The organism is Saccharopolyspora endophytica (genome assembly GCF_018070075.1).
Taxonomy (GTDB): Bacteria; Actinomycetota; Actinomycetes; order Mycobacteriales; family Pseudonocardiaceae; genus Saccharopolyspora; species Saccharopolyspora endophytica.
Genome location: NZ_JAGPXE010000005.1, coordinates 182,952 through 208,598 on the forward strand (window position 1 = coordinate 182,952; position 25,647 = coordinate 208,598).

The 25,647-nt window shown below is 69.7% G+C and carries 24 protein-coding genes; 14 read left to right on the forward strand and 10 right to left on the reverse strand.

Features of this window, described 5'->3' with window-relative positions; all coding sequences use genetic code 11:
• Positions 1-10: 10 nt before the first annotated feature.
• Together KBO27_RS14515 and KBO27_RS14520 are read left to right on the forward strand one after the other, a co-directional pair.
• Complete coding sequence (locus KBO27_RS14515) at positions 11-934, forward strand: cation diffusion facilitator family transporter (protein WP_210970524.1); 924 nt, start codon at positions 11-13, stop codon at positions 932-934.
• Between the two features lie 136 nt (positions 935-1,070).
• Positions 1,071-2,582 carry an amino acid permease gene (locus KBO27_RS14520; RefSeq protein ID WP_210970525.1) on the forward strand — a complete coding sequence of 504 codons (1,512 nt, stop codon included), beginning with the start codon at positions 1,071-1,073 and terminating at the stop codon, positions 2,580-2,582.
• Between the two features lie 223 nt (positions 2,583-2,805).
• Here KBO27_RS14520 and KBO27_RS14525 read toward each other — a convergent pair whose 3' ends face one another.
• Positions 2,806-5,517 (reverse strand): lipase family protein, encoded by a 2,712-nt coding sequence (locus KBO27_RS14525; protein ID WP_210970526.1) that lies wholly within the window; start codon positions 5,515-5,517, stop codon positions 2,806-2,808.
• 201 nt (positions 5,518-5,718) lie between these two features.
• Between KBO27_RS14525 and KBO27_RS14530 the strand changes: the two genes are divergently transcribed.
• From KBO27_RS14530 to secA, 7 genes are all read left to right on the forward strand, one after another.
• Positions 5,719-6,363: a dTMP kinase gene (locus tag KBO27_RS14530; RefSeq protein WP_210970527.1), complete on the forward strand. Its 645-nt coding sequence runs from the start codon at positions 5,719-5,721 to the stop codon at positions 6,361-6,363.
• 139 nt (positions 6,364-6,502) lie between these two features.
• Positions 6,503-7,180, forward strand: coding sequence for an MtrAB system response regulator MtrA (gene mtrA, locus KBO27_RS14535; RefSeq protein WP_093413767.1), 678 nt, complete (start codon positions 6,503-6,505; stop codon positions 7,178-7,180).
• Between the two features lie 295 nt (positions 7,181-7,475).
• On the forward strand, positions 7,476-9,182 hold the full coding sequence (mtrB, locus tag KBO27_RS14540) for an MtrAB system histidine kinase MtrB (protein ID WP_372448850.1): 1,707 nt from the start codon (positions 7,476-7,478) through the stop codon (positions 9,180-9,182).
• Complete coding sequence (locus tag KBO27_RS14545) at positions 9,182-10,903, forward strand: LpqB family beta-propeller domain-containing protein (RefSeq protein ID WP_210970528.1); 1,722 nt, start codon at positions 9,182-9,184, stop codon at positions 10,901-10,903. The genes mtrB and KBO27_RS14545 overlap by 1 nt, the downstream gene beginning before the upstream one ends.
• 51 nt (positions 10,904-10,954) lie before the next feature.
• Positions 10,955-11,638: a ComF family protein gene (locus KBO27_RS14550; protein WP_210970529.1), complete on the forward strand. Its 684-nt coding sequence runs from the start codon at positions 10,955-10,957 to the stop codon at positions 11,636-11,638.
• A gap of 416 nt (positions 11,639-12,054) precedes the next feature.
• Entirely contained in the window at positions 12,055-12,738 is a 684-nt protein-coding gene (gene hpf, locus KBO27_RS14555; RefSeq protein ID WP_210970530.1) for a ribosome hibernation-promoting factor, HPF/YfiA family, read from the forward strand.
• A gap of 362 nt (positions 12,739-13,100) precedes the next feature.
• The gene (gene secA, locus KBO27_RS14560; RefSeq protein WP_210970531.1) at positions 13,101-15,980 is read left to right on the forward strand and encodes a preprotein translocase subunit SecA; all 2,880 of its coding nucleotides are present in this window, start codon (positions 13,101-13,103) and stop codon (positions 15,978-15,980) included.
• A 79-nt stretch (positions 15,981-16,059) separates the two neighbouring features.
• Here secA and KBO27_RS34790 read toward each other — a convergent pair whose 3' ends face one another.
• On the reverse strand, positions 16,060-16,134 hold the full coding sequence (locus KBO27_RS34790) for a 50S ribosomal protein bL37 (protein WP_372448851.1): 75 nt from the start codon (positions 16,132-16,134) through the stop codon (positions 16,060-16,062).
• Positions 16,135-16,318: 184 nt separating this feature from the next.
• Here KBO27_RS34790 and KBO27_RS14565 point away from each other — a divergent pair, with 184 nt between their 5' ends.
• On the forward strand, positions 16,319-16,534 hold the full coding sequence (locus KBO27_RS14565) for a biotin/lipoyl-binding carrier protein (protein ID WP_210970532.1): 216 nt from the start codon (positions 16,319-16,321) through the stop codon (positions 16,532-16,534).
• Positions 16,535-16,574: 40 nt separating this feature from the next.
• Positions 16,575-18,068, forward strand: coding sequence for a PAS domain-containing sensor histidine kinase (locus KBO27_RS14570; RefSeq protein WP_132672446.1), 1,494 nt, complete (start codon positions 16,575-16,577; stop codon positions 18,066-18,068).
• 283 nt (positions 18,069-18,351) lie between these two features.
• On the opposite strand, the gene KBO27_RS14575 is transcribed toward KBO27_RS14570, so the two are convergent.
• The 3 genes from KBO27_RS14575 to KBO27_RS14585 form a co-directional block, all read right to left on the reverse strand.
• Positions 18,352-18,606: a WhiB family transcriptional regulator gene (locus tag KBO27_RS14575; RefSeq protein ID WP_093413759.1), complete on the reverse strand. Its 255-nt coding sequence runs from the start codon at positions 18,604-18,606 to the stop codon at positions 18,352-18,354.
• 247 nt (positions 18,607-18,853) lie between these two features.
• Positions 18,854-19,780, reverse strand: coding sequence for a diacylglycerol/lipid kinase family protein (locus KBO27_RS14580; RefSeq protein ID WP_210970533.1), 927 nt, complete (start codon positions 19,778-19,780; stop codon positions 18,854-18,856).
• Between the two features lie 70 nt (positions 19,781-19,850).
• On the reverse strand, positions 19,851-20,093 hold the full coding sequence (locus tag KBO27_RS14585) for a hypothetical protein (RefSeq protein WP_210970534.1): 243 nt from the start codon (positions 20,091-20,093) through the stop codon (positions 19,851-19,853).
• A 120-nt stretch (positions 20,094-20,213) separates the two neighbouring features.
• On the opposite strand from KBO27_RS14585, the gene KBO27_RS14590 reads away from it, so the two are divergent.
• Positions 20,214-20,642 carry a hypothetical protein gene (locus KBO27_RS14590; protein WP_132680341.1) on the forward strand — a complete coding sequence of 143 codons (429 nt, stop codon included), beginning with the start codon at positions 20,214-20,216 and terminating at the stop codon, positions 20,640-20,642.
• 4 nt (positions 20,643-20,646) lie between these two features.
• Here the strand turns inward: KBO27_RS14590 and KBO27_RS14595 are convergent, their stop codons facing one another.
• The 4 genes from KBO27_RS14595 to sodN form a co-directional block, all read right to left on the reverse strand.
• The gene (locus KBO27_RS14595) at positions 20,647-21,114 is read right to left on the reverse strand and encodes a GNAT family N-acetyltransferase (RefSeq protein ID WP_210970535.1); all 468 of its coding nucleotides are present in this window, start codon (positions 21,112-21,114) and stop codon (positions 20,647-20,649) included.
• Positions 21,115-21,193: 79 nt separating this feature from the next.
• A complete protein-coding gene (locus tag KBO27_RS14600; RefSeq protein WP_132672442.1) occupies positions 21,194-21,781 on the reverse strand; it encodes a histidine phosphatase family protein in 588 nt (195 codons plus the stop codon).
• Between the two features lie 69 nt (positions 21,782-21,850).
• Positions 21,851-22,147: a hypothetical protein gene (locus KBO27_RS14605; RefSeq protein WP_132672514.1), complete on the reverse strand. Its 297-nt coding sequence runs from the start codon at positions 22,145-22,147 to the stop codon at positions 21,851-21,853.
• Positions 22,148-22,470: 323 nt separating this feature from the next.
• Complete coding sequence (gene sodN / locus KBO27_RS14610; RefSeq protein ID WP_132619066.1) at positions 22,471-22,878, reverse strand: superoxide dismutase, Ni; 408 nt, start codon at positions 22,876-22,878, stop codon at positions 22,471-22,473.
• A 79-nt stretch (positions 22,879-22,957) separates the two neighbouring features.
• On the opposite strand from sodN, the gene KBO27_RS14615 reads away from it, so the two are divergent.
• Positions 22,958-23,272, forward strand: coding sequence for a S26 family signal peptidase (locus KBO27_RS14615; protein WP_210970536.1), 315 nt, complete (start codon positions 22,958-22,960; stop codon positions 23,270-23,272).
• 52 nt (positions 23,273-23,324) lie between these two features.
• On the opposite strand, the gene KBO27_RS14620 is transcribed toward KBO27_RS14615, so the two are convergent.
• Positions 23,325-23,936: a dTDP-4-dehydrorhamnose 3,5-epimerase family protein gene (locus KBO27_RS14620; protein WP_210970537.1), complete on the reverse strand. Its 612-nt coding sequence runs from the start codon at positions 23,934-23,936 to the stop codon at positions 23,325-23,327.
• Positions 23,937-24,424: 488 nt separating this feature from the next.
• Between KBO27_RS14620 and KBO27_RS14625 the strand changes: the two genes are divergently transcribed.
• The gene (locus KBO27_RS14625; protein ID WP_210970538.1) at positions 24,425-25,624 is read left to right on the forward strand and encodes an NAD(P)-dependent malic enzyme; all 1,200 of its coding nucleotides are present in this window, start codon (positions 24,425-24,427) and stop codon (positions 25,622-25,624) included.
• The last annotated feature ends 23 nt before the right edge of the window (positions 25,625-25,647 follow it).

Below are 25,647 nucleotides of genomic sequence, written 5' to 3' on the forward strand. Positions count from 1 at the left end.
GGAGGAGAACGTGTCAGCAGGGGGCGGGACCAAGGCCATCCTCGCCGCATTGGCCGCCAACGCGGGAATCGCGGTGGCCAAGTTCGGTGGATTCCTGTTCACCGGTTCGTCGTCGATGCTGGCGGAGTCGGTGCACTCTCTCGCCGACACCTCGAACCAGGGGCTGCTGCTGCTCGGTCAGAAGACCTCGCAGCGCAAGGCCTCCGAGGAGCACCCGTTCGGCTACGGCCGGGACCGGTACTTCTACTCGTTCGTCGTGGCGCTGATGCTGTTCACCCTGGGTTCGGTGTTCGCGCTCTACGAGGGCATCCACAAGATCCAGCACCCGGAGCCGCTGGAGTCGGCGTGGGTGGCGGTGCTCATCCTGGTGATCGCGATCGGCCTGGAGACCTACAGCTTCCTGACCGCCATCAAGGAATCGCGCGCGATCAAGGGCGAGCTGACCTGGTGGCAGTTCATCCGCCAGTCCAAGACCCCCGAGCTCCCGGTGGTGCTGCTGGAGGACCTCGGCGCGCTCGTCGGCCTGGTGCTGGCGCTCGGCGGTGTCGGGCTGACGGTGCTGACCGGCAACGCGGTCTTCGACGGCATCGGCACCGCGTGCATCGGCGTGCTGCTCGGCGTGATCGCGGTGGTGCTGATCGTGGAGACCAAGAGCCTGCTCATCGGCGAGGGCGCCAGGCGCGAGGTGCTCGACGAGATCGTCGGCCAGGTGGAGTCCGAGCGCGTGGAGCGCGTCATCCACATCCGCACCCAGTACCTCGGACCCGATGAGCTGCTGATCGCCGCGAAGATCTGCTTCACCGAGTCACTCTCGGTTGCGGAAGTCGCCGCCGAGATCGATGGTGCTGAAAAGCGGATCCGGGCGAACGTTCCGGCGGCTCGTCTGATCTACCTGGAACCGGACCTCGACCGTGGCCGAACGATCACGGCCTGACACAAGACACCGTCTTGTCATCACAACGGGTTAACGAAAACTATGGCGAACACTAGTCGACCGTTACCTGGAGCGACACGAGCGGGTTAGGGTGCGTTCCACCCCGCGACACTTGGGACTTGATGAGGAGGCGACAGTGCCAGGCACTGGGCTGTGGCGAACCAAGTCGGTAGAGCAATCCATTCTCGACACCGACGAGCCGGACACAAAACTACGCAAAAATCTGGGCACCTGGGACCTGATCGTCTTCGGCGTATCGGTCGTGATCGGTGCCGGCATCTTCACGCTCGCGGCACGCACGGCGGGTGACGTCTCCGGACCTTCGGTGTCGCTGGCCTTCGTGCTCTCCGCGATCGCCTGCGGGCTCGCCGCGCTGTGCTACGCCGAGTTCGCCTCGACGGTGCCGGTCGCCGGTAGTGCTTACACCTACTCCTACGCGACCTTCGGCGAGTTCATCGCCTGGATCATCGGCTGGGACCTGATCCTGGAGTTCGCGGTCGCCGCGGCGGCCGTCTCCAAGGGCTGGTCGGTGTACCTCGAAGAGGTCCTGAAGCTGATCGGGCTCAGCGTGCCCACCTCGCTGCCGCTCGGGCCGCTCCAGTTCGACTGGGGCGCACTGCTGCTGGTCGTGGTGCTGTCCACGCTGCTGGCGGTCGGCACGAAGCTGTCCGCGCGGGTGTCGCTGGTCATCACCATCATCAAGGTGGCCGTCGTGCTGCTGGTGATCGTGGTCGGCCTCGCCTACATCAACGCCGACAACTACACGCCTTTCATCCCGCCGGCCGAACAGGCCACTGAGGACAGCCCGGCGATCGAGCAGTCCCTGCTGTCGCTGATGCTCGGCGGTCAGACCAGCACCTACGGCATGTTCGGCCTGCTGGCCGGTGCCTCGCTGGTGTTCTTCGCGTTCATCGGTTTCGACATCGTCGCGACCACCGCGGAGGAGACCAAGAACCCCCAGAAGAACGCCCCGCGCGGCATCCTGGGCAGCCTCGCGATCGTCACGGTCCTCTACGTCGCGGTCGCGCTGGTCGTCACCGGCATGGTGCCCTACACCGACCTGGCGACCACCGAGGACGGCACCCGGGCCACCCTGGCCACCGCGTTCGCGCAGCACGGCGTGACCTGGGCGGCGGCGATCATCTCCGTCGGCGCGCTGGCCGGTCTGACCACTGTGGTCATGGTGCTGCTGCTGGGCCAGACCCGCGTGCTGTTCGCGATGTCCCGCGACGGCCTGATGCCCAAGGGCCTGGCCAAGACCTCCACCGCCGGAACCCCGATGCGCGCGACCGTCCTGGTCGGCGTCGTGGTCGTCCTGGCGGCGGCCTTCTTCCCGGCGGACAAGCTGGAGGAGATGGTCAACGTCGGCACGCTGTTCGCGTTCATCCTGGTCTCGCTGGGTGTGATCGTGCTTCGGCGGACCCGTCCGGACCTGCCGCGCGGCTTCCGCGCCCCGCTGGTGCCGTTCGTGCCGATCCTGGCGATCCTGGCCTGCCTGTGGCTGATGCTGAACCTGACCGCGCTGACCTGGGTCCGGTTCCTGGTGTGGATGATCGCCGGTGTGGTGATCTACTTCCTCTACGGCCGGTCGCACTCGCGCCTGGGCAAGGAGGGCGACGTCGCCAACGGCGGCTCCGTCACCAGCTAGCCCGAGCAACACCCGACAGCGGCGCCCTTCTCCGGGAGGGCGCCGCTGTTGCGTTCAGGGCTCGTCGTCCTCCGCGGCAGCGGGCGGAGTTGGTCCGAAGTGACCGGGCGAGACGGCCGTCAACCAGGGACGGTTCCGACCAACCGCCCGGGGACGTCGAAGCCGTGGCCACCGATGAAGAAGAGGGGGCCACGCCTTCGCGGCGCGGCCCCCTGCGGTGGTGTCAGCTGTCGGAGCGGAGGGAGGCGCCGCGCTCCCAAGGGGCGATGCGGCCCCGGGGCTCGGTGATCTCCGGGAGGGTCGAGGGCTCCGAGCGGGCCTCGGAGCCCTGCTGCGCGGGCAGCTCCGGGGCGTCCTCGACGGGCTCCGGGGCCGGTTCCTCGTGCGCCTGCTGCTCCGGGACCTCGGTCTCCGACCCGCCCTTGCGGAACGGGATGACCGGCCTGGAGCGCTTGGTCCTGGCGGCCTCCGCCGTCTCACCCGGCGTGCGCCGGGGCAGGTCCTCGACCGAATCGGTGATCGACCCGCCGTCGTCGCCCTGCGGCGACAGCGACGCGCCGAAGGAGTGCGGATCCGGCGCGGACGGGATCTGCGGAGCCTCCGGCGTCGACAGCGGTAGCGCCGCACCGCGCACCGGACGCTCCAGGCCCGCCGCCATCGCCACGGCGCGATCCCACTCCGGATCGCCGCTGTAGTCGGAATGCCCCAGCACACCGGGAACCCAGCGGCGGCACGAGAACGGCCCCCGCTGCGGGTCCGGCAACCAGTGATCGCCACCGAGCACCAGCGCACCGGTCGGTCCGCGCGTCGCCGCAGGCAGGGGACCCTCGGTGCCGTCGCCGCGAAGACCGACGCCGATCAGCATCCCGTTGTAGACCTGCCGGTTCCAGGTGGTCACGGCCCCGCCCAGCGGATCGGTGCCGCGGCACAGCGACCGCCACCGGTCGCCCATCGACCCCGCCAGGTCCCGCAGCGCCGAATGCGGCACCACGCCCGGGAAGGCGCGCGGATAGGCCCACTGCAACTGCGAACCGGCCGTCACCAGACCGACCCGCTCGCGGTCCTGCTCCGGCAGCTTCTCCAGCAGCCGCGCGGCCGCGACCGCGGCGAGCAGGCTGCCCTGGCTGTGCCCGACCAGCACCACGCGCGTGTTCGGGTCGGACAGGTGCTCGGCGGCCCGGTCGGCCAGCTCGGGGATCACCTTCAGCGCGTAGCACGGCGGCACCACCGGGTGCGCCTCGCGCGGCCAGAACAGCGCCAGGTCGCCCAGCACGCCCAGCACCCGCGCGGTGTCCCGCTTCGTCGCCGCCAGGAACACCGTGCGCAGCAACCCGACCGCCAGACCCGCCAGCGTCACCACGCCGATCGCGCTCAACCAGCCGACGCTGGGCATCCCGGCGAACCGGGCCGCCAGGCTCGCGGCGGTGCTGACCGTCAAGACCCCGGCGATCACCAGGAACAGCTGGTGGGAGTACCGGCGCTGCAGATCGGCGAACTTCCAGGCGCTCGCGGCCTTGCGCTGGTCCTCCTTGCGACCCGCGTGCAGCAGCGCCACCTCGTCCGGGATGGGGTCGCCGTCCTCGCTGCGCCGGAACCGGCGGACCACCAGCCACGGCAGCGCCAGCAGCAGCGACGCGGCCAGCAGCACCACGGCGCTGCCCCAGAAGAACGTCACGTCGTCGAACGCGGCGGGCAGCAGCAGCGGAGCGGCGCCCGGTGCCCGCGGCACGCTCAGCGTCTCCCGGACGCTGAGCGCCAGGCCCGCGCCGAACCCGTTGCCGAGCATCGTCGCCAGCATCAGCACCGGCGCGGTCATCCAGCCGCCCGCCCACGGCCGCAGCTGCTTCGGCGAGGACTTCCACTCGGGCCGCGCCAGCAGCGACGCCGGGACCAGCAGCACGGCGACCGCCACGCAGGTCAGCACCAGCAGCGCGGTGATCGCGTCGATCGTCGAACCCGAACCGGGCAGCGGGCCCCTCAGCTCACCCGGGAGCAGCGCCACGGAAGCGACCAGCACACCGCCGACCGACATCAGCACCTGCCGCGCCCGCCGCCCGAGCAGCGTCCGGAAGACCTTGCTCGTCTCCCGCATCCCGGCCGGATCGTCCAGCCCGGCGGTGCCGACGACGGACAGGACCAGCAGCGAGGCAGCGACCAGCCAGCGCGGATCGAAGCTCGGAGCCAGCGGCCCGCCCAGCGCCACGAGGGCCACAGTGGACAGAGCCGCCGTCACGTGCAGCGCCCGCAGGGCCGGGGTGTCCGGATCGGACACGACGTTCTCGCCCGGCAGCATCGGCGCCAGCGCGGAGTGCTGCGGGCTGTCCTTCTTGGGCGCGGACACCCGCCAGGACACAGTGGACAGCCGGTGCATGAGCAGCACCGCCAGCGCCACCGGCAGCAGCAGCGCGGTCGAGCGCAGCACGTCGACACCGCGCAGCGCGTCCGGGATGAAGCTCATGCACTGCGCGCCGGGCGCCAGGCACTGCGCCGCCACCAGGTCCAGGGTGATCACGGTCAGCTGCGCGACCAGCAGCATCGTCAGCAGCAGCGCCGACAACCGCAGAAGCCCGCGCAGCACCGAGCCCAGCATCCGGCTGAGCGGGTTCGCGGTGCGGGTCGGCGGCAGCATCCAGTGCGCCATGTTGGCCAGCGCGAACGGGAACAGCAGGGCCCAGGTCGCCTTCGCCAGACCACCGGAGGTCATCGCGCCCCACACGTAGCCCTCGACGATCCGGGGCACCGAGCGGTCACCGGCGTTGAGCATCGGGCCCGGAACGGGTCGGCGCAGCCGGTCGGCCGGCCGCATGATGCGACCCACCCCGTCGCCGGCCACGTCCACCGACGCCACCGAATCCGTCAGCTCGTCGCCGGTGGTGCCGAGAATTCCGTGCACGCGCAGCTCAACGACGCGGGTGTCGGGCCCGGGTACTTGCACAGGGGTCCTCCCGAGCAGGTCGTGATCATCGAACGCCGAGGTGATTCTCCATCGTGGATGCACACATGGCGACCTCTACGATCACGATTGTGATCGTCCCGGCAGGGGATGTCATGATTTCGAACGTTTTGCCAGCGCGCCGCCGACGAGGGAGGACGGCGCCCGGCACCCCGCGGGCACCGTTGGGCTACCGTTTCCGACGTGGGACGACTCATCGTCATCGAGGGGCTGGACGGCGCGGGCAAGCGCACCCTGGCCCGGGGGATCACCGCGGAGCTCACCGCGCGCGGGTGCAGCGTGGCCGGCGCGGCGTTCCCGCGCTACACCGAGGACGTGCACGCCGAACTCGTCGCCGAGGCGCTGCGGGGTGAGCACGGCGACCTCGGGTCCTCCGTGCACGGCATGGCGGTCCTCTACGCGCTCGACCGCAGGGGAGCGGCCGACGCGCTGCGCGCCGACCTCGACGCCCACGACGTCGTGCTGCTCGACCGCTACGTCGCCTCCAACGCCGCTTACGCCGCCGCGCGACTGCACCAGCACGCCGACGGCGAGGTCGTGTCCTGGATCCGCGACCTGGAGATCACCCGCTTCGGGCTGCCCGAGCCGGATCTGCAGATCCTGCTCCGGGTGCCCGCCGAGGTCGCCACCGGCCGCGCCGAGCACCGCGAGCGCACCGAATCCGATCGCCGCCGCGACCGCTTCGAATCCGACACCCCGCTCCAGCAGCGCTGCGCCGAGGTCTACGCCGAGCTCGCCGACGCGGACTGGTGGACCCGGTGGGTCGTCGTCGACGGCGCCACCGAGGTCGATTTCGCGGTGCTCGTCGACAAGCACGTCCTCGCCTGAAGGTTGAAACCGACACCACACGATGGCTGCTCCATTCGGTGGTACCGGTTGCGCTGAACCGGCGTCGAGTTCGCTACCTGCGACGACACCCGGCGGGTGGATGCACGGACTCCAAGTGACAAGTGCAACGATGTGGTGCATGAAGGCACGCGTGCTCGTGGTGGACGATGATCCGGCCCTGGCCGAAATGCTGACCATCGTGCTCCGGGGAGAGGGGTTCGAGACCGCCGTCGTCAGCGACGGCACCAAGGCGATGCCCGCCTTGCGCGAGCTCAAACCCGACCTGGTCCTGCTGGACCTGATGCTGCCCGGCATGAACGGCATCGACGTATGCAAGGCGATCCGGACCGAGTCCGTGGTGCCCATCGTCATGCTGACCGCCAAGAGCGACACGGTCGACGTCGTCCTCGGCCTGGAGTCCGGCGCCGACGACTACATGGTGAAGCCCTTCAAGCCGAAGGAGCTCGTCGCCCGGCTGCGCGCTCGGTTGCGCCGCACCGACGCCGAGCCCGCCGAGGTGCTCACCATCGGCGACGTGATCATCGACGTGCCCGGGCACGAGGTCACCCGCGACGGCCAGCCGATCGCGCTGACCCCGCTGGAGTTCGACCTGCTGGTCGCCCTGGCCCGCAAGCCGCGCCAGGTCTTCACCCGCGAGGTGCTGCTGGAGCAGGTGTGGGGCTACCGGCACGCGGCCGACACCCGCCTGGTCAACGTGCACGTGCAGCGCCTGCGCTCCAAGGTCGAGCGCGACCCCGAACGCCCGGAAGTGGTCCTCACGGTTCGAGGCGTCGGCTACAAAGCGGGCCCTCCGTGATCGGCTGACCACCGGCACCGGACGCCGGTGCAGAACGCCCCGAAGCCGTCTGCGAGAGTCTGACGAGGGGTGTTCCCTCGCGAGCGGCGGAGCCGCGAGGCGTTGAGACCGCTCTCGCGACCTGCACCGCCGCGGGTTCCGACACGTCGTCCGGCGAGAACGCCGCGACGCATGCACGAGGAGTGGCGCCCGGAGCCGGACGGCGGGTCAGGTTCCGATACCTGCACCGCTACGCAGAACGAGTTCCGAACAGCCTGAGGTCGCCGTGAGCGTGTGGACGCGCCAGAGCCGCTGGGTGCGGTTGTTGAGCAGTCGTGTCCGCGAGGAGACGCGCGCTCGCTGGCACCGCTTCGAGGCGCTGTGGCGGCGGTCGATGCAGCTGCGCGTCGTCGTCAGCACCCTCGCGCTGTCGCTCGCCGTGGTGATCGTGCTGGGCATGGTGCTGCAGTGGCAGATCACCTCGCAGCTGCTGGAGTCCAAGGAGCAGGGCGCGATCTCGCAGGCCGAGGTGAGCGTGCAGATCCTGGAGCGCGAGCTCACCGCCGTCGACCCCAACTCCGACAGCGTCTCCGAGCAGCTGCAGGCCGCCCTGAACCGGCTGACGACCTCCTCCTCCGGGCAGTCCACCAGCGATGTCGCCGGCGCGTTCACCGCCGTGCTGGTCGACGGTCGAGCGCCCGGCGCCCGCAACGAGCAGCCCGCCGCCGGCCCCATCGGTGACGTGCCCGAGGACCTGCGCGTGTTCGTCGAACGCGGCCAGCTCGCCACCAAGATCCACACCGTGCCGCACAGCCAGGTCACGATGATGATCGTCGGCACGCCGGTCTCCAGCGCGACCCGCCCGTTGCAGATCTACCTGCTGTTCCCGCTGACCGCCGAGCAGCAGACCCTCGCCGGCCTCCAGCGGACCCTGCTGGTCAGCGCCGTGGTGCTGCTGGCGCTGCTGGGCGCGATCACCAACCTCGTGACCCGCCAGGTCGTGCGCCCGGTGCGGCAGGCCGCGCAGACCGCCGAGCAGCTCGCCGAAGGCGACCTGGACAAGCGGATGCGGGTGATCGGCGAGGACGACATGGCCCGGCTCGCCGAGTCGTTCAACGAGATGGCCGACAGCCTCAAGCAGCAGATCACGCAGCTGGAGGAGTTCGGCCAGCTGCAGCGCCGCTTCACCTCCGACGTCTCGCACGAGCTGCGCACCCCGCTGACCACGGTCCGGATGGCCGCCGACGTGCTGCACGCCTCCCGCGAGGAGTTCCCGCCCGGCCTGTCGCGCTCCACCGAGCTCCTGGTCGACGAGCTCGACCGGTTCGAGCTGCTGCTCGCCGACCTGCTGGAGATCTCCCGCCTCGACGCGGGCGTCGCCGATCTGGCCGCCGAGCGGCTCGACCTGCACGAGATCGCCGAGCGCGCCGCCGAATCCGTGCGCGCCATCGCCGACACCAGCGGCGTCGAACTCCGCGTGCTCGCACCCGCCGACGGCACCGACCTCGCCATCGTCGCCGACGCCCGCCGCGTCGAGCGCATCATGCGCAACCTCGTCGCCAACGCCATCGACCACGCCGAAGGCGGCCCGGTCGAGCTGCGTTTCGGGGGCAACGAGCAGGCCGTCGCCGTCACCGTCCGGGACTACGGCGTGGGGCTGCGCAGCGGCGAGGCCGAGCTGGTGTTCACCCGCTTCTGGCGCGCCGACCCCTCCCGCAACCGGCGCAGCGGCGGCACCGGGCTCGGCCTGTCGATCAGCCAGGAGGACGCCCGCCTGCACGGCGGCGAGCTCGACGCCTGGGGCGAACCCGGCGAGGGCTCCTGCTTCCGCCTGACGCTGCCGCGCAAACCGGGCAAGGAACCCGAGACCAGCCCGCTGTCGCTGCCGAGCACCCGGCGCATCGCCGCACCCGAAGCGCTGCTGGCCGCCGGCGTGGAACGGCCGTCCGAAGCGGACGGTGAGCAGGACGTGCGCGACACCGGGCCCGCTCGCCTGACCGAAGAGTCCTGGGAGGAGAAGTGATGGACGCGCACAGGTCACGCCGTCTGGCGGCACTGCTGGTCCTGCTGCTGTCGGTGTCGGCATGCGCGTCGATCCCGGAGGACTCCGAGCCCAAGGCGGTCAAGGAGGTCGACGGCAGCAACACGACCATCCCGATCAACCCACCACCGGCCGACATCGACGCGCTGGCCCTGGTGCGCAGCTTCGTCGACAAGGCGGCCTTGCCCGCCAGCAACCACGAGTCGGCCCGCAAGCACCTGGCGGAGTCGATCGAGCGCAACTGGACACCACCGCCGGGCATGCTGATCGTGGAGAACGTCGACACCATCCCGGTCGCCACGCCGCAGCCGCTGCCCGACGGGGTCCAGCTGGTGACGCTGCGGGCCGACCGGATCGGCAGGCTGCTCGCCGACTCCTCGTTCGTGCCCGAGGCCGGGGAGTTCGCCGTGGACCTGCGGGTCGAGCGCCAGAGCAACGGCCAGTGGCGGATCACCACGCCACCGCCGCAACTGGTCGCGAGCAAGGCGTCCTTCAGCTCCACCTTCCGGCCGGTGCCGATCTACTTCCTCGACCACGACCTCACCGGCGTCGCCTCCGACCTGCGCTACGTGGTGGCGCAACCGGCCACCACGCTGCCGCGCCGGGTCATCGACCTGCTCACCTCCGGGCCGTCGGAGGGCATGCGGCAGGCGATGCGCACCGCCATCCCGCCCGGGGTGCACCCCAAGACCAACACCACCGAGGCCGCGGACGGCGCGATGGACGTCAACCTCAGCGAGCTCGGCGACGTCTCGCCGGAGATGCGCGAGCTGATCGCCGCGCAGGTGGTCTACACGCTCGAAGGCGTGAGCAGCGCGCGCGTGCGCATCAAGGAAGAGGGCGTTCCGCTGCTGCCCGACGGCAAGGACCTGCGGCCCACCGACATGGAGCAGTACGAGGCCGACAACGTGCAGCGCCCGGACCTGCCGGGCCTGGCGGTGGTCGACGAACGCGTCCTGGTGCTCGACCGGAACGCGCGCCCGATCCCCGGACCGGCCGGTTCCGGCGAGTACGACGTGGTGCGCGCGGGTCGCTCCCCGCACGGCGACAAGTTCGCCGCGGTCACCCGCCGCCCCGGCGGTGTGGCGCTGCGCGTCGGCGACTTCGGCGAGCAGCTGTCCGAGCTGCCCACGGTCGGCAACTACATGAGCAAGCCGACGTGGCGCGGCGACGAAGAGGTGTGGACGGTCGTCGACGGCCGCGACGTGGTGCGCGTGGTCGACACCGGCGGCGAGTGGAGCTCGCAGACCGTCGACACCCGCGCGCTGCCGCCCGGCCGTCCCATCACCGACCTGCGGTTGTCCCGCGACGGCACCCGGATCGCGGCGGTCATCGACGGCAGCGTGGTGGTCGCCGGGGTCGCCGAGCAGGACGGCCACGCGGTGCTACAACGCCCGGTGGTGCTGCGCGCTCCGCAGGACATGCAGGTCACGTCGGTGGAATGGCGGCAGGACGAGTCCCTCGTCGCGATCACCAACAGCAACAACTACCCGGTCTACGACCTGTCGGTGGACGGCTTCCGCTGGGAGCCCTACACGGCGGCGAACCTGGGGCAGCCGCTGACCGCGGTCACGGTCGGCCCGGGCGGCCAGGTGGTGGTCGCCGATCGCCACGGCATCTGGCAGTCCCGGGACACCGACGACGTCTGGTCCCTGACCGACGCGCCGATCGGGGGCGCGTCCATCCCGTTCTACCCGGGCTGATCACCGACGCGCGTCGGTGAGTCGGATCGGCGATCGGGCCATGATCGGCCGGTGCTGTCCCGCCTTCGCGAAGCGATCTCCGGTCTGGCCGACCTGCTGCTGCCGCTGCACTGCGTCGGCTGCGACGTCGCGGGCACCGCGTGGTGCCCGCGCTGCGCGGGCAGGCTCGGCGGGCTGCGCCGGGTGGACCGGCCGCTGTTCGGGAACTCGCCACCGGTGTTCGCCCTCGGCCGATATCGGGGCGTCGCCCGGCGCGCGGTGCTGGCCTACAAGGAGGACGGCCAGCGCGCGCTCGCCGCACCGCTGGGCGCGCAGCTGGCCACGGCGCTGCGCTCGATCACCCTCGACCGGTCGCTGGAACCGGAGTGGTGGCTGGTGCCCGCGCCCTCGCGCGCGATGGCCTCGCGGCGGCGGGGCGGCGCGCACATGGCCCGGATCGCGCACTGGGCGGCGGTCGAGCTCAGCGCCGCGGGGATGCCGACGCGCGTCGCCGACTGCCTGCTGACCGGCCCGGGTGCCGCGGATTCGGCGGGGCTCACCCCGCAGCAGCGCCTCGACAACCTCTCCGGCCGGGTCCTGGTGCGCCCCGCTCGACTCCCGCCGGGCGGGGCGCAGGTCGCGCTGCTCGACGACGTCGTGACGACCGGAGCGACGGTGACCTGCGCTGCGGCCGCGCTCGAAGGGGCCCGACGCCCGGTCGCGGTGGCGCTGGCCCTGACCTCGACGGCCGGCTGATCTCGTCGAGTGATTTCCGCTTACCTGATCGGCCCAGGAACTGATCGGCGGCCGCGTTCGTTCTCCGGGTGTGAGCTGGCTGAAAAGGCAGATCGCCACCATGCGCAGAGCTACTGCGCTTTCTACCCGAACGGGTGAACCACCCGTTCGGAGGCTCACTCCGGCCACGCCTGGCACGCAGCGTGATCTGCTGCTTTCGGCAGCAAACATCACTCTCGGTGGATGCTTGACTTCGCCCGTCTGAGGGGGTGTCACAAATCTATAAACCGAGCTAACGTGGCGAACCAATCCAGCCAACCGAGGCGGAGGGAAGGAGCGAAAACCCATGTCCCTGGCGCCTGAAGCGAGCTGATCTCCTTTCCAGGCGCCCCCGTGCACACCTCGCCTACGGAGCATGCAAGGAACGGAGGTCGTGAATGGATATCGTCGTCAAGGGTCGTAACGTTCAGGTTCCCGATCACTACCGGGAGCACGTCAACACCAAGATGACCCGGCTTGAGCGGTACAACCGGAAGGCCATTCGGGCGGAAGTGGAACTGTTCCACGAGAAGAATCCCCGCCAGGCCAAGAACTGCCAGCGAGTCGAGATCACTCTGAAGGGCAAGGGCGCTCCCATTCGAGCCCAAGCCTGTGCAGGCGACTTCTACGCCGCGCTCGACGCCGCGACGACCAAGCTGGAGAGCAGGCTCCGGCGCATGCACGACCGTAGAAAGGTGCACTACGGACAGCACAACCCGACTTCCGTGGCAGAGGCGACCGCAGCGATGGCGGACCGGTCCGTGGTGACCGGCCCGATCGGATCCGGCTCCGGTGGAGCCGAAGGCCGAACCGCGCTGCTCGAAGCGCCCCAGGAAGCTCCCGCGCACACCGCCGAGGTGCCGGGACAGCGCATGACCGAAGAGGACGGCTACGCCCCCGGCCAGGTCGTGCGCGAGAAGGAGCACTCGGCCAAACCGATGACCGTTGATGAAGCCCTCTACCAGATGGAACTGGTGGGGCACGACTTCTACCTCTTCTCCGACGCCGACAGCGGACGTCCCAGCGTCGTCTACCGCAGGAAGGGATTCGACTACGGCGTGATCCGACTCGCCGAGGCCTGAAACCCATCTGGGCGGCTTGCCCGGCGGAACCCGGGACGCCGTCCGGACCGCGGGCGCCACTCCCGACCCACGCGGAGTGGTCGTCCGCGCCGGACGACATCCCGGAACCCGAGGCGGTGCGAGCTGCGAGGGTGGGAAGCAAGGAGCGGCTGAGGACGCTCACCTCATGGCGAAGGGCGAGTCTGCGCCACGCCCGACCCGCACGGCTGTCCCCCGCGTACGGTGGTTCGCGGGGGACAGCCGTATGTTGCGGTCCGCCAACGCTGCATCGGACTACGGCACACCCCCACAGCCAGCTCTAATACGATGGCCACAAAGCGTCCGTGACGGACGCGTCACGATCAGCTAGCGAGGTCGACCGGATGGTCCTGTCCCGACTGCTCCGCGCCGGCGAGGGCAAGATGCTCAAGCGCCTGCGTGCTATCGCAGCGCACATCAACGAGCTCGAAGACACCGTCGTCGGTTTGTCCGATACCGAGCTGCGGGGCAAGACAGACGAGTTCAAGCGCCGCTACAGCGACGGCGAGTCGCTGGACGAGCTGCTTCCCGAAGCCTTCGCCATCGCCCGCGAGGGCGCCAAGCGCACCCTCGGCCAGCGGCACTTCGACGTGCAGCTGATGGGCGGCGCCGCCCTGCACCTGGGCAACATCGCCGAGATGAAGACCGGTGAGGGCAAGACCCTGACCTGCGTCCTGCCCGCCTACCTCAACGCCATCACCGGCGAAGGCGTGCACGTGGTCACCGTCAACGACTACCTCGCCAAGCGCGACGCCGAGTGGATGGGCCGGGTGCACCGCTTCCTCGGCCTGGAAGTCGGCGCGATCCTCGCCGAGATGACCCCGGAGCAGCGCCGCCAGGCCTACGCCGCCGACATCACCTACGGCACCAACAACGAGTTCGGCTTCGACTACCTGCGCGACAACATGGCCTGGAGCCTCGCCGACTGCGTGCAGCGCGGCCACCACTTCGCCGTGGTCGACGAGGTCGACTCCATCCTCATCGACGAGGCCCGGACCCCGCTGATCATCTCGGGCCCCGCCGACCAGTCCTCCCGCTGGTACCAGGAGTTCGCCCGGCTCGCCCCCATCCTCAAGCGCGACGCGCACTACGAGGTCGACGAGCGCAAGCGCACGGTCGGCGTCACCGAAGAGGGCGTGTCGATCATCGAGGACCAGCTCGGCATCGAGAACCTCTACGAGGCCGCCAACACGCCGCTCGTCGGCTACCTCAACAACGCGCTCAAGGCCAAGGAGCTCTACCAGCGCGACAAGGACTACATCGTCCGCGACGGCGAGGTGTCCATCGTCGACGAGTTCACCGGCCGAATCCTGGCCGGTCGCCGCTACAACGAGGGCATGCACCAGGCGATCGAGGCCAAGGAAGGCGTCGAGATCAAGGCCGAGAACCAGACGCTGGCCACGATCACGCTGCAGAACTACTTCCGCCTCTACGACAAGCTGGGCGGCATGACCGGTACCGCCGAGACCGAGGCGGCCGAGTTCCACACCACCTACAAGCTCGGCGTGGTGCCCATCCCCACCAACGAGCCGATGGCTCGCATCGACCAGCCCGACCTGGTCTACAAGGGAGAGCCCGCCAAGTTCGAGGCCGTCGCCGAGGACATCGCCGAGCGCCACGAGAAGGGCCAGCCGGTCCTGATCGGCACCACGAGCGTCGAGCGCTCCGAGTACCTGTCGAAGCTGCTGACCAAGCGCGGCATCCCGCACAACGTGCTCAACGCGAAGAACCACCAGCGCGAGGCCGCGATCATCGCCGAGGCCGGCCGTCTCGGCGCCGTCACCGTCGCCACCAACATGGCCGGCCGCGGTACCGACATCGTGCTGGGCGGCAACGTCGACCACCTCGCCGACGCCGAGCTGCGCGAGCGCGGCCTGGACCCCGTGGGCAACCGCGAGCAGTACGAGGCCGAGTGGTCCTCCGTCGTCGAGAAGATCAAGGCGCAGGTCGACGCCGAGGCCGACCGGGTCCGCGAGGCCGGCGGCCTCTACGTGCTGGGCACCGAGCGGCACGAGTCCCGCCGCATCGACAACCAGCTGCGCGGTCGTTCCGGCCGGCAGGGAGACCCCGGCGAGTCCCGCTTCTACCTGTCGCTGGGCGACGAGCTCATGCGCCGCTTCAACTCCGCCATGGTCGAGACCGTCATGACGCGCCTGAAGGTGCCCGACGACGTCCCGATCGAGCACAAGATGGTCTCCCGCGCGATCCGCAGCGCTCAGACGCAGGTCGAGCAGCAGAACATGGAGATCCGCAAGAACGTCCTCAAGTACGACGAGGTGATGAACCAGCAGCGCACCGTCATCTACGACGAGCGCCGCCGCGTCCTGGCCGGTGAGGATCTGCAGGAGCAGATCATGCACATGCTCACCGACGTCATCACCGCCTACGTCGACGCCGAGACGTCCGCCGGCTACGCCGAGGACTGGGACTTCGAGAAGCTCTGGAAGGCGCTGGGCTCGCTGTACCCGGTCGGCCTGAGCTGGGAGAAGCTGGTCGAGGAGGACGACGACCTCAGCAAGGAACACCTGCTGGAGCTGATCACCGCCGACGCCAAGGACGCCTACGCCAAGCGCGAGGCCGAGGTCGACGGCAAGGTCGGACCCGGTGCGATGCGGGAGCTGGAGCGGCGCGTGCTGCTCAGCGTCCTGGACCGCAAGTGGCGCGAGCACCTCTACGAGATGGACTACCTCAAGGAGGGCATCGGCCTGCGCGCCATGGCGCAGCGCGACCCGCTGATCGAGTACCGCCGCGAGGGCTTCGACATGTTCGGCGGCATGCTGGACGCGTTGAAGGAGGAGTCGGTCGGCTTCCTGTTCAACGTCCAGGTCGAGGCGGCCGAGCCCGAGCCCGCACCGGAGCAGCCGGCTGTGCCGGTCTCGGTGAGCCAGGCGGGCAACGGTGTCCCCGAGGTCCCGCAGACGCCGCAGGTCCCGCAGGCGGACGCTCAGCCCCAGGGCGCGCGTTCCCGGCGGGCCAAGCCGGCGTCGGCAGGTCCGGCGCTGAGCCAGCTCGCCGGAGGCCCCGGCGAGGGCGAGCAGACCCCGCCCGCGCTGCGCGGTGGCGGCCTGCAGGCCCCCGGCAACCAGCGGCTGAGCTACTCCGGCCCGGACGAGACCGGTGAGATGCAGAAGATCTCCGAGCAGGACGACCCGGAGAGCCGCAGCGGCACCCGTCGCGAGCGCCGCGCGGCCGCCCGCGCCGACAACAAGAAGAAGAAGCGCTGACGATCCGCTCAACGCGAAGGGCCCCGGACCGTGTGGTCCGGGGCCCTTCGCTTCTCGGGTGCGGCAGTAGCCGCCGCGATCACGAGTTGGGGCGCTTGCCGTGGTTGGCCTTGTTCTTGCGCCGGTCCTTCTTCTTGCGCGCGCGCTTGCCCATAAGGCGACTCCCTCGAAGTTCGAGTTTCACTCCAGCCCGGTGACCGCGAGTGATCAACTGACACCCGGTCTCCGCTGGGATTTCGAGGTTCCAGTCTGCCATGTCCGATACCTGCCGTCGGCGGGTGGTGGCGGTCGTGGTTTCCTAAGCAGGGGCCGGAGTCGGCCGCGACGAGGAGGAAGAGATGGCCGAGGAGATCCGCGCCGAGACGGGGGCCAACGTCATGGCGGTGTCGATGTCCGAAGGCGATGCGGTCCGCGACGGTGACGCGCTGGTGCTCCTGGAGTCCATGAGCATGGAGATCCCGGTGCTCAGCGAGGTGTCCGGCACGATCAGCACCATCGCGGTCAAGCCGGGTGACGCCGTTGAAGAGGGCGATCTGATCGCTGTCGTCGAGTGACGACCCGCTTCGATCCGAGCAGCCGACCCGGAGGACCGCCTTGTCCACGCTGAGTGATCTTCTCGCCGAACACACCGGACTGTCCGGCACTGCCGCCGACCACCTGCAGCTGGTGGTCGCCGAGTGGCAGCTGCTGAGCGACCTGTCGTTCGCGGATTTCCTCATGTGGGTGCCGATCGGTCCCTCCGAGGCGCCCGAGGACCGCTTCCTGTGCGTCGCCCAGGCCCGTCCCACCACCGCGCCCACCGCGCACCCGGAGGACGTGGTCGGCTCCGAGGTCACCCAGGACGACCACCCGCAGCTCCGGCGCGCCGCCCTGGAGGGCCGCATCTGCCGCGAGGAGGACCCGCGCTGGCACCTGGGGGTTCCGGTCCGGCGCGAGACGATCCCGGTGAAGCTGGGCGACGAGATCGTGGCCGTGCTCAGCCGCGACACCAACCTCGCCGTGCCGAGGGTGCCCAGCCCGCTGGAGATCTCCTACCTGGGCAGCGCCGCCGACCTGTGCCAGATGGTCGCCGACGGCACGTTCCCCACGCCGGAGCCCGCACCCGACGTGCACACCAGCCCGCGCGTCGGTGACGGTCTGATCCGGCTGGACAACTCGGGAACGGTCGTGTTCGCCAGCCCCAACGCGCTGTCGGCCTACCACCGCATGGGCCACGCGGCCGACCTGGTGGGCGCCCAGCTGGCGCCGCTGACGCGGTCGCTGCTCAACGACCCGTTCGACGCGGACGAGGTCTCGCAGCGTGTCCGGCGGGCGATGGGCGGCGAGCCCAGCATGCGCATCGAAGCCGAGGCGCGCGGTGCGACGGTGCTGTTCCGCGCGCTGCCGCTGCGCCCCCGCGGCCAGTCGGCCGGCGCGCTGGTGCTGGTCCGCGACGTCACCGAGGTCAAGCGGCGGGACCGGGCGCTGATGTCCAAGGACGCCACGATCCGCGAGATCCACCACCGCGTGAAGAACAACCTGCAGACCGTGGCGGCGCTGCTGCGGTTGCAGTCGCGGCGCACCGGCAACAACGAGGCTCGGCTGGCGCTGGACGAATCGGTGCGGCGGGTGACCTCGATCGCCCTGGTGCACGAGACGCTGTCGATGTCGGTGGACGAGCGGGTCGACCTCGACGACGTGGTGGACCGGGTGATCCCGATGATGAGCGACGTCGCCGTCGCCGAGACCGGGGTGAAGGTCAGCCGCGGCGGGAAGTTCGGGGTGGTGTCGGCGGAACTGGCCACGCCGCTGGTGATGGTCCTGACCGAGCTGGTGCAGAACGCTTTCGAGCACGCCTTCCCTGAGGGGCAGGGCGGGGAAGTGGTCGTGCAGGCGGAGCGTTCGGCGCGCTGGCTCGACGTCGTCATCTCGGATGACGGTCGTGGCCTGCCGAAGGGATTCTCCCTCGAGCGCGCCGAACGTCTCGGCCTGCAGATCGTGCGGACCCTGGTGGAGTCTGAGCTCCGCGGGTCTCTGAGCTTGCGTGGCCGCGGTCATCAACGTGGTACCGAAGCGGTTTTGCGGGTGCCTCTGAAGTACCGACGGTGACGGCCCGTATACTGGGCGCCACGCTGGTGCGTCGATCACTCGGGTGACGTCCCCACGCGCCGGGGACGTCGGGCCGATCGGGTCGGTTTCCCCGGTTCCGGCTACCCCGTGGTGATGGGGAGATCGGCTGGAACGTGCGGGACCGACATCGACGCTGATCGGCCGGAGTTGCTAGTCGGGGTCGGGTCAGTTCTTTCGGTGCGAGGCCGTGTGCGGCCGGGGCGAGACGGGCGGTCGGTCACCGGGGGTGCGACCGACCGGCCGCGTCTCAGCGAGCTGCTACTCAGGCGTTGGTGCGCGCCCGGGTGCGAGCGTTGCGCCGCTTGAGGGCACGCCGCTCGTCTTCGCTCATGCCGCCCCAGACGCCGGCGTCCTGGCCGCTCTCGAGTGCCCACGCCAGGCACTGAGAGGCAACCGGACAACGGCGGCATACGGCCTTCGCCTCGGCGATCTGCAGCACAGCAGGACCGCTGTTCCCAACCGGGAAGAACAGCTCCGGGTCCTCGTCACGGCAAACCGCATCGTGGCGCCAGTCCATTGTTCCTTGCTCCTCGCTAGGCGCGCCCATGCGCGCCGATAGTTCGTTCGGGGTGTTTGTGAATGCTTTCACGGAGTCCGTGTGCTTGTGAATGCTTTCACGAACTGCCGCGATGTCAAGAGGTCGATCTCGGGCGGTGAGCGAACTCACCTGAAAGATCGACGAGACTTGACCAGGGGTTTCGGTGTGCTCCCGGACTCAGACGGGGGTCATGAGTCGGCAGCGACGTCCATCCGTGACCAGAAGGTTATACAGCGACGCGGAGAGCGTTCGGGACTGAGGAGAACTCGATCGCCGATCGCTCACCCAGGCAATCGCCGTCCACCTGCAGGCGCAACGGCTCCGTACAGGTTACGCGTAGATGGGGCACATCCGCAGCCTGAATTGAATTTCTTCCGTGTGGTTTCCCTCTACCGCGTAGCATCTCCGCTACGTGTCGCAACACAGGGTAGGCAGTCATCTTCTTCAGCGCGAACACGCCGAGACCGGTGTCGAAGCTGGTCTCGGGGCTCATGCGCACCGGCGTCGAACCCAGGTAGGTCCACGGGTCGGTATTGGAGACAAACACACTGTGTAGTAGCTCACTCGGGTGATCGTCACCGATTTGCAAGCTCAGCTTCGGTTCCCCACGGGCCATCCGAACGTAGCAGGCCAGGGCAATCCGGGCATACAGGGCGGGGGTGGCCTCGCGGCCCCGCGACCGCTGGTGCTCCATCTCGGCGACGACCTCGGCGTCCCAGCCGATGCCGGCGTTGAAGGTGAACCACCGCTCGTCGGCCTTGCCCAACCCGACCTGGCGGGTGCTGCGATCGGCCAGCGCGCGCATCAGGTGGTGCGTGGCGTCGATCGGGTCCTTGGGGACCCCGAGCGCGCGGGCGAAGACGTTCGCCGAACCGCCGGGCACCACGCCCAGCGTCGGCATCGACGGGTCGCCGGGCTCGGCGACCTCGAACATGCCGTTGACCACTTCGTTGACCGTGCCGTCGCCACCGTGCGCGATGACCAGGTCCGCGCCGTCCCGGACGGCGTCCCTCGCGGCCTCGGAGGCGTGTCCGAAGTGCCGCGTCTCCACGACGTCCAGCTTCAGCACACTGGCCAGGGCGGCGGCGAGCACATCGCGGCCACTGGCTGTGGTGGAGGTCGCCTGCGGGTTGACGACGAGAACGGCGCGCACAACCGAAGCCTAAGCGAGACGGTTTCGTGTCCGTCGGGCGCGGGGGCCAGGTTCCGCGTGCCGCGAAGTCTCAACTGGGCTGTCCGGTCACCTCCGGGTCCGATGCGGACCGGGACCGGCCGAGGTGCGCGGCACGGGCGGACGCGGCGGCGGAACGCACCAGGAGCGGATGCGCCATGCCGCTGACCACCGGTTTCCGGTGACGAGCGGATGCGTAACCCCGGAACGCACCCGACCGTTGTCCACCGGCTGCCGACGTGCACGCGGCGAGATCGACGGACACCCCGATATCCGCGAACGCCGCTTCAGCCATGAGTCGATCATGTCGTCTCGAGGCCTGCGGCAGCTATGCGGCGATCGGGCGGTATTACCATCGAAAGTGCACACGCAGAGTCACTGTCGGGGTCGTGGCCCCGTTCGAGGAGAGGGCGCCTTGTCTACCGAGACCGTTCCCCGCACGGTGCGCATCGCCGGCGTGCTGACCACCTTGCAGGCGGTGGCAGCCCTGGTGTTCGTGGTGGCGCTGCTGGTCCGCAGCGCTTCCAGCGACCTCGGCGGCGTCGGTCAGCTCGAACGCGGCGAGACGTGGGGAGAGGCGGGCTACTACGCCCTGCTGGCCTCCGGTGTGCTCGCCGCCGGCATCGGCCTGATCAAGGGAAAGCACTGGGCCCGCACGCCCGCCCTGCTGCTGCAGCTGCTGCTGCTCGGCACCGCCTGGTACGCGGCAGGCCCGTCCGGGCGGCCGCTGATCGGCCTGATCATCGCGGTGCCCGCCGTGGCGGTGCTGTGGTTCCTGTTCAACCGCGAGGGCCGCGAGTGGTCGTTCCACGCCTCCATGGCTCCCGACGCCCGCGAGGACTGACCGGTCAGCTCCCGAAGGAGCGCAGGGCGTCGCCGGTGAGCCGGTAGACGCTCCAGCCGTCCATCGGGAAGGCGCCCTGGGCCTTGTAGAAGGCGATCGAGGGCTCGTTCCAGTCCAGCACCGACCACTCCAGCCGCGCGTAGCCGCGCTCGACGCACTCGCTCGCCAGCGTGCGCAGCAGCCGCTTGCCCAGGCCCGAACCCCGGTGCTCCGGCCGCACGTAGAGATCCTCCAGGTAGATCCCGTGCACGCCCTCCCAGGTGGAGAAGTTCAGGAACCACAGGGACAGCCCGACGACCTCGCCGTCCACTTCGGCCACGTGCCCGAACAGGGCGGGATCGGGCCCGAACAGCGCGGTCCGCAGCTGCTCCTCGGTCAGGTGGCAGGAGTCGGGCTCCTCCTCGTACCTGGCGAGCTCGTGCACCAGCTCCACCATCGCCGCCACGTCGTCCTCGCGAGCCCGCCGGATCATCCCGTCCTCCACTGCCAACCGAACCTGGTGCGTCCAGGCCCATTCTGCGCGGTGGTGCGGCGGGGACCGACGCAGGTGCTCAGCCCTGCTGCCAGGCGGGGATGTTCGACCGGTGGATCTGCGGAACGCCCCGGTCGTGGCCGAGGACGGTGATCCCGGCGGCGTCGAGGGCGAAGTGGACGCCCGAGGCGATGGGCAGGTTCAGCCAGCGGGCGATCAGGCACCGGCTGAAGTGGCCGTGCCCGACGAGCACCACATCGGTGTCGGTGCCGCGCACGCGCTCCAGCAGGTCGTCGGCGCGGGTGGCGATGTTGGAGGCGGTCTCACCGCCGGGGCACGGGTGGCTCCACACCGTCCAGTCCGGGACGGTCTCGCGGATCTGATCGGTGGTCAGGCCCTCGTAATCGCCGTAATCCCACTCCACCAGCAGCGGTTCGGTCACCACGTCGGCGAGCCCGGCGAGGTCCGCGGTGCGCTGCGCCCGCTTGCGCGGGCTGCACAGCACCGTGACGGGGCCGGCGGGGCGCAGGGCGGTCAGGGTCTGGCCCGCCTGACGTGCCCGCAGCTCGCCCTCGACGGTGAGGGGGATGTCGGTGCGACTGGTGTGCTGGCCGGTCAGGGACCACTCGGTGGTGCCGTGCCGGAGGATGTAGACGCGCTGCTCCACGGATCGCAGCGTACGGATCCGCGGCGCTTCCGCAGAACGACGTCACTCACGTCACGCGGTCCACATCGGTCAGTGCTCGTCGTAGTGCTCCCCGTGGACCGCGTGGCGGTGCCCGTCGTGGACGTAGTCGACGTGGTCGCCGTGCGGAACCGCGACGTGCCCGCAGTTCTCGCCGTGCACGTGGTCGTGGGACCCGTGCTCCTGGTGCTCGCCGACCTCGCACTCGTCGTAGTGCCCGTCGTGCGCGGCGTGCAGGTGCCCGTCGTGGGCGTAGTCGACGTGGTCGCCGTGCGGCACGGCGACGTGCCCGCAGCCGGGCCCGTGGGCGTGGTCGTGACCGGTGTGCTCTCGGCATGCGGTGGTCATGAGGTCTCCCCAACTCCGCGAGACGTCGGTGTCCGTGCAGGCCAGCCTATGGCTGCCGAGAACGCCTCGCATGATCGTCACCGGCTGGAGCGTGGGAACCTTTCGCCCACAGCGGTGGCGAGCACGGGAACCTTTCGCGCGCCGCGGTGTGAGCACGGGAACCGCTCGTTCACCGCCGCAGCGAGCACGGGAACCTTTCGCTCACTTGGCGCGGACGCGAGGATGGGAACCTTTCTGCCACCTGCGGTCTCGGGCCGGGGGTGCGAAAAAGAAAACGCCGGCCAGCGTTTCCGCTGGCCGGCGTTCTCGAAGGACGCTGGAGATCAGCCCTTCTTGGTCTCCCAGAAGATCTTGTCGATCTCGGCGATGTAGTCCAGGAGCTCCTGGCCCTTCGCCGGGTCCATCGAACCCTTGGTGCCGGTGGCGCCCGCGGCCTTGGTGGCCTTGTTGACCAGCTCGTGCAGCTGCGGGTACTTCTCGAAGTGCGGCGGCTTGAAGTAGTCGGTCCACAGCACCCACAGGTGGTGCTTGACCAACTCGGAGCGCTGCTCGGCGATCAGAATCGCGCGAGTGCGGAACTCCGGGTCCTCGTTGCCCTGGTACTTCTCCTGGATCGCCTTGACCGACTCGGCTTCGATCCGCGCCTGCGCGGGGTCGTAAACGCCGCACGGCAGGTCGCAGTGCGCGGTCGCCTCCAGGCGGGGGCTGAGGATGCGCGACAGGAGTCGCATGATTCCTCCCTGACAAGTGAGTGCTCCGACGAGGCCGACCCTACTCTTGAAGATCCTCGTCGTCCTACTGGAGGTGCCGGTGAAATCGCTCGGACCGTGGCCGTTGCGCAGGTTGCGGGTGCGCGGACCCTCGATGGTTCCCACACTTCGGGACCAGGACGTCGTGGTGTTCCGAACCGGCGACGTTGCCCGTGCGGGTGATGTCGTGCTGGTGCGGTGGGAACAACGTCCCCATCAGCTGTCGGTCAAGCGCGCCGTGCGCCGCGAGACCGCCGGCTGGCACGTGGAGGGCGACAACGGTTTCGGATCCACCGACTCCCGCGAGCTCGGCCCCGCGCAGGTGCTGGGCGTGGTGCGCTGGCGGCTGTGGCCGTCGCCCGGCCGCGTGCGCTGAGGAGGGGAACCTTCCTGCCACGCCCGACGGGATGGCAGGAAGGTTCCCACCCTCACTGCTCGGTGCGCAGCGACTCGTAGTGCGCCAGGCAGGTGTTGAAGTCGGGGAGCAGGCCGCTCTCGGCGGCTTCGGCGAGGGTCGGGGCTTCGCGGTCCTTTTCGGACAGGATCGCCGGGCCGCTGAGCTCGGTGTCCCAGGGCAGGCCGAGGTCCGGGTCCATCGGGTTGATGCCGTGCTCCCCGGAGGGGTTGTAGCCGGTGGAGCACAGGTAGGTCATGACGGTGTTGTCGGTGAGGGCCAGGAACGCGTGCCCGAGCCCTTCGGCGACGTAGAGGGCGCGGTACTCGGTCGAGTCGAGGCGGATCGCCTCCCACTGGCCGAAGGTGGGGGAGCCGACGCGGATGTCGACGACCACGTCCAGCAGCGCGCCCTGCGGGCAGTAGACGTACTTGGCCTGGCCGGGCGGGGTGTCGGCGAAGTGCACGCCGCGGATGACGTCGCGGGCCGAGACGCTGTGGTTGGTCTGGGCCAGGTTCATCGCGTGGCCGGTGGCTTCGGTGAACGCCTTCTCCTGGAACGGGGCCACGAACAGGCCGCGGTTGTCGGGGAAAGCCTTTGGGGTGAATTCGAACGCCCCGGTGATCTCAAGTCGACGTACCTGCACGAGTGCCGAGCCTAGGAGAGGCGTGATCGGGGTCGGTTCGGTGGGGCGGCGGTGACAAGAAGGTTCCCCCGCTCGATCGCATCGCGGAAAACCAGAGGTCGGCACACGCATTTTCCAAACAGTTTCGATTCAGATGGCAATACCGGACACTTGTACCGCATAACTGCGAAATGCAAACAGGACGGCCGTACTGCATCTCATCCTCGGAAAATATGACGCTCGTACTGTCTCAATTCGTAAAATTCTCGCCTTTTTGCTGGTGAGGCGTGTGATCCCTGTCGCTGACATTGCTTCGAGGGGCTGGCACACTAACCGCACCGCAGCGTCCGCCGAGCCGCTGTCCGAACAGGATGGCCGGTATCGGTATTTCGATAGACGTCTTCTTCACCGGTACGCCCGGGAAGCCGGCGTTGACAGCGACCGATCGAGGTCGCATCCGCCCGGCTCGATAGTGCTCGGGCCGCAGGCATGGCAATAGGAGGGACGCCGTGACCACCATCAACGAAGGCACCGCAAATGGAATCGGTGCTGAGCTGACCCACGAAGAGATCTTCGCCGCGCACGAAGGGGGCAAGCTCACCGCTGCGGTGACCGCCCCGCTGGACAGCGCGCGCGACCTGTCGATCGCGTACACCCCCGGGGTGGCGCAGGTCAGCCGGGCGATCGCGAGCGATCCGTCCCTGGCCGACCGCTACACCTGGACTCAGCGCCTGGTGGCCGTGGTCAGCGATGGATCCGCGGTTCTCGGTCTGGGCGACATCGGCCCGAAGGCATCGCTGCCGGTCATGGAGGGCAAGTCCGCCCTGTTCAAGACCTTCGCCGGGCTCGACTCGATCCCGCTGGTCCTGGACACCAAGGACGTCGACGAAATCGTGGAAACCCTGGTCCGGCTGCGTCCCTCGTTCGGTGCGGTGAACCTGGAGGACATCTCCGCGCCGCGCTGCTTCGAGCTGGAGCGCCGGGTCACCGAGGCGCTGGACTGCCCGGTCATGCACGACGACCAGCACGGCACCGCCGTCGTGGCGCTGGCCGCGCTGCGCAACGCCGCCCGCGTCGCCGGTCGTGAGCTGGAGTCGCTGCGCGTGGTCATCTCCGGCGCGGGTGCTGCGGGTGTCGCCTGCGCGAAGATCCTGCACACCGCGGGCGTCGGCGAGATCGTCGTGCTCGACTCGCGCGGCGTGATCAGCGCCGATCGGGACGGGCTCACCCCGATCAAGCAGGAGCTCACCGAGTTCACCAACCCGCGCGGCATCTCCGGCGGCCCCGCCGAGGCGATGCGCGGCGCGGACGTGTTCATCGGCGTCTCCATGGGCCAGGTCCCCGAGGAGCACGTGGCCCTGATGGCCAAGGACTGCATCGTGTTCGCGCTGTCGAACCCGGACCCGGAGATCCACCCCGAGGTCGCGGGCAAGTACGCGTCGGTGGTCGCCACCGGTCGCAGCGACTTCCCGAACCAGATCAACAACGTGCTCGCGTTCCCCGGCATCTTCAAGGGCGCGCTGGACGTGGGCGCGCGGCGCATCACCGACGGCATGAAGGTCGCCGCCGCCGAGGCCATCGCGGCCGTGGCCGCCGACGACCTCAGCGCTGACCACATCGTCCCCTCGCCGCTGGACCCGCGGGTCGCCCCCGAGGTCAGCGCGGCGGTGTCCAAGGCCGCTCGTGCCGAAGGTGTGGCCACGGCGTGATCAACAAACCCTGTCGCGGGCCG

Coding starts and splice junctions, on each gene's coding strand:
- mtrA (WP_093413767.1), top strand. CDS start 6,503: ATGAAGGCACGCGTGCTCGTGGTGGACGATGATCCGGCCCTGGCCGAA.
- KBO27_RS14545 (WP_210970528.1), top strand. CDS start 9,182: ATGGACGCGCACAGGTCACGCCGTCTGGCGGCACTGCTGGTCCTGCTG.
- hpf (WP_210970530.1), top strand. CDS start 12,055: ATGGATATCGTCGTCAAGGGTCGTAACGTTCAGGTTCCCGATCACTAC.
- secA (WP_210970531.1), top strand. CDS start 13,101: ATGGTCCTGTCCCGACTGCTCCGCGCCGGCGAGGGCAAGATGCTCAAG.
- KBO27_RS14565 (WP_210970532.1), top strand. CDS start 16,319: ATGGCCGAGGAGATCCGCGCCGAGACGGGGGCCAACGTCATGGCGGTG.
- KBO27_RS14575 (WP_093413759.1), bottom strand. CDS start 18,606: ATGGACTGGCGCCACGATGCGGTTTGCCGTGACGAGGACCCGGAGCTG.
- KBO27_RS14585 (WP_210970534.1), bottom strand. CDS start 20,093: ATGGCTGAAGCGGCGTTCGCGGATATCGGGGTGTCCGTCGATCTCGCC.
- KBO27_RS14595 (WP_210970535.1), bottom strand. CDS start 21,114: ATGATCCGGCGGGCTCGCGAGGACGACGTGGCGGCGATGGTGGAGCTG.
- KBO27_RS14605 (WP_132672514.1), bottom strand. CDS start 22,147: ATGACCACCGCATGCCGAGAGCACACCGGTCACGACCACGCCCACGGG.
- sodN (WP_132619066.1), bottom strand. CDS start 22,878: ATGCGACTCCTGTCGCGCATCCTCAGCCCCCGCCTGGAGGCGACCGCG.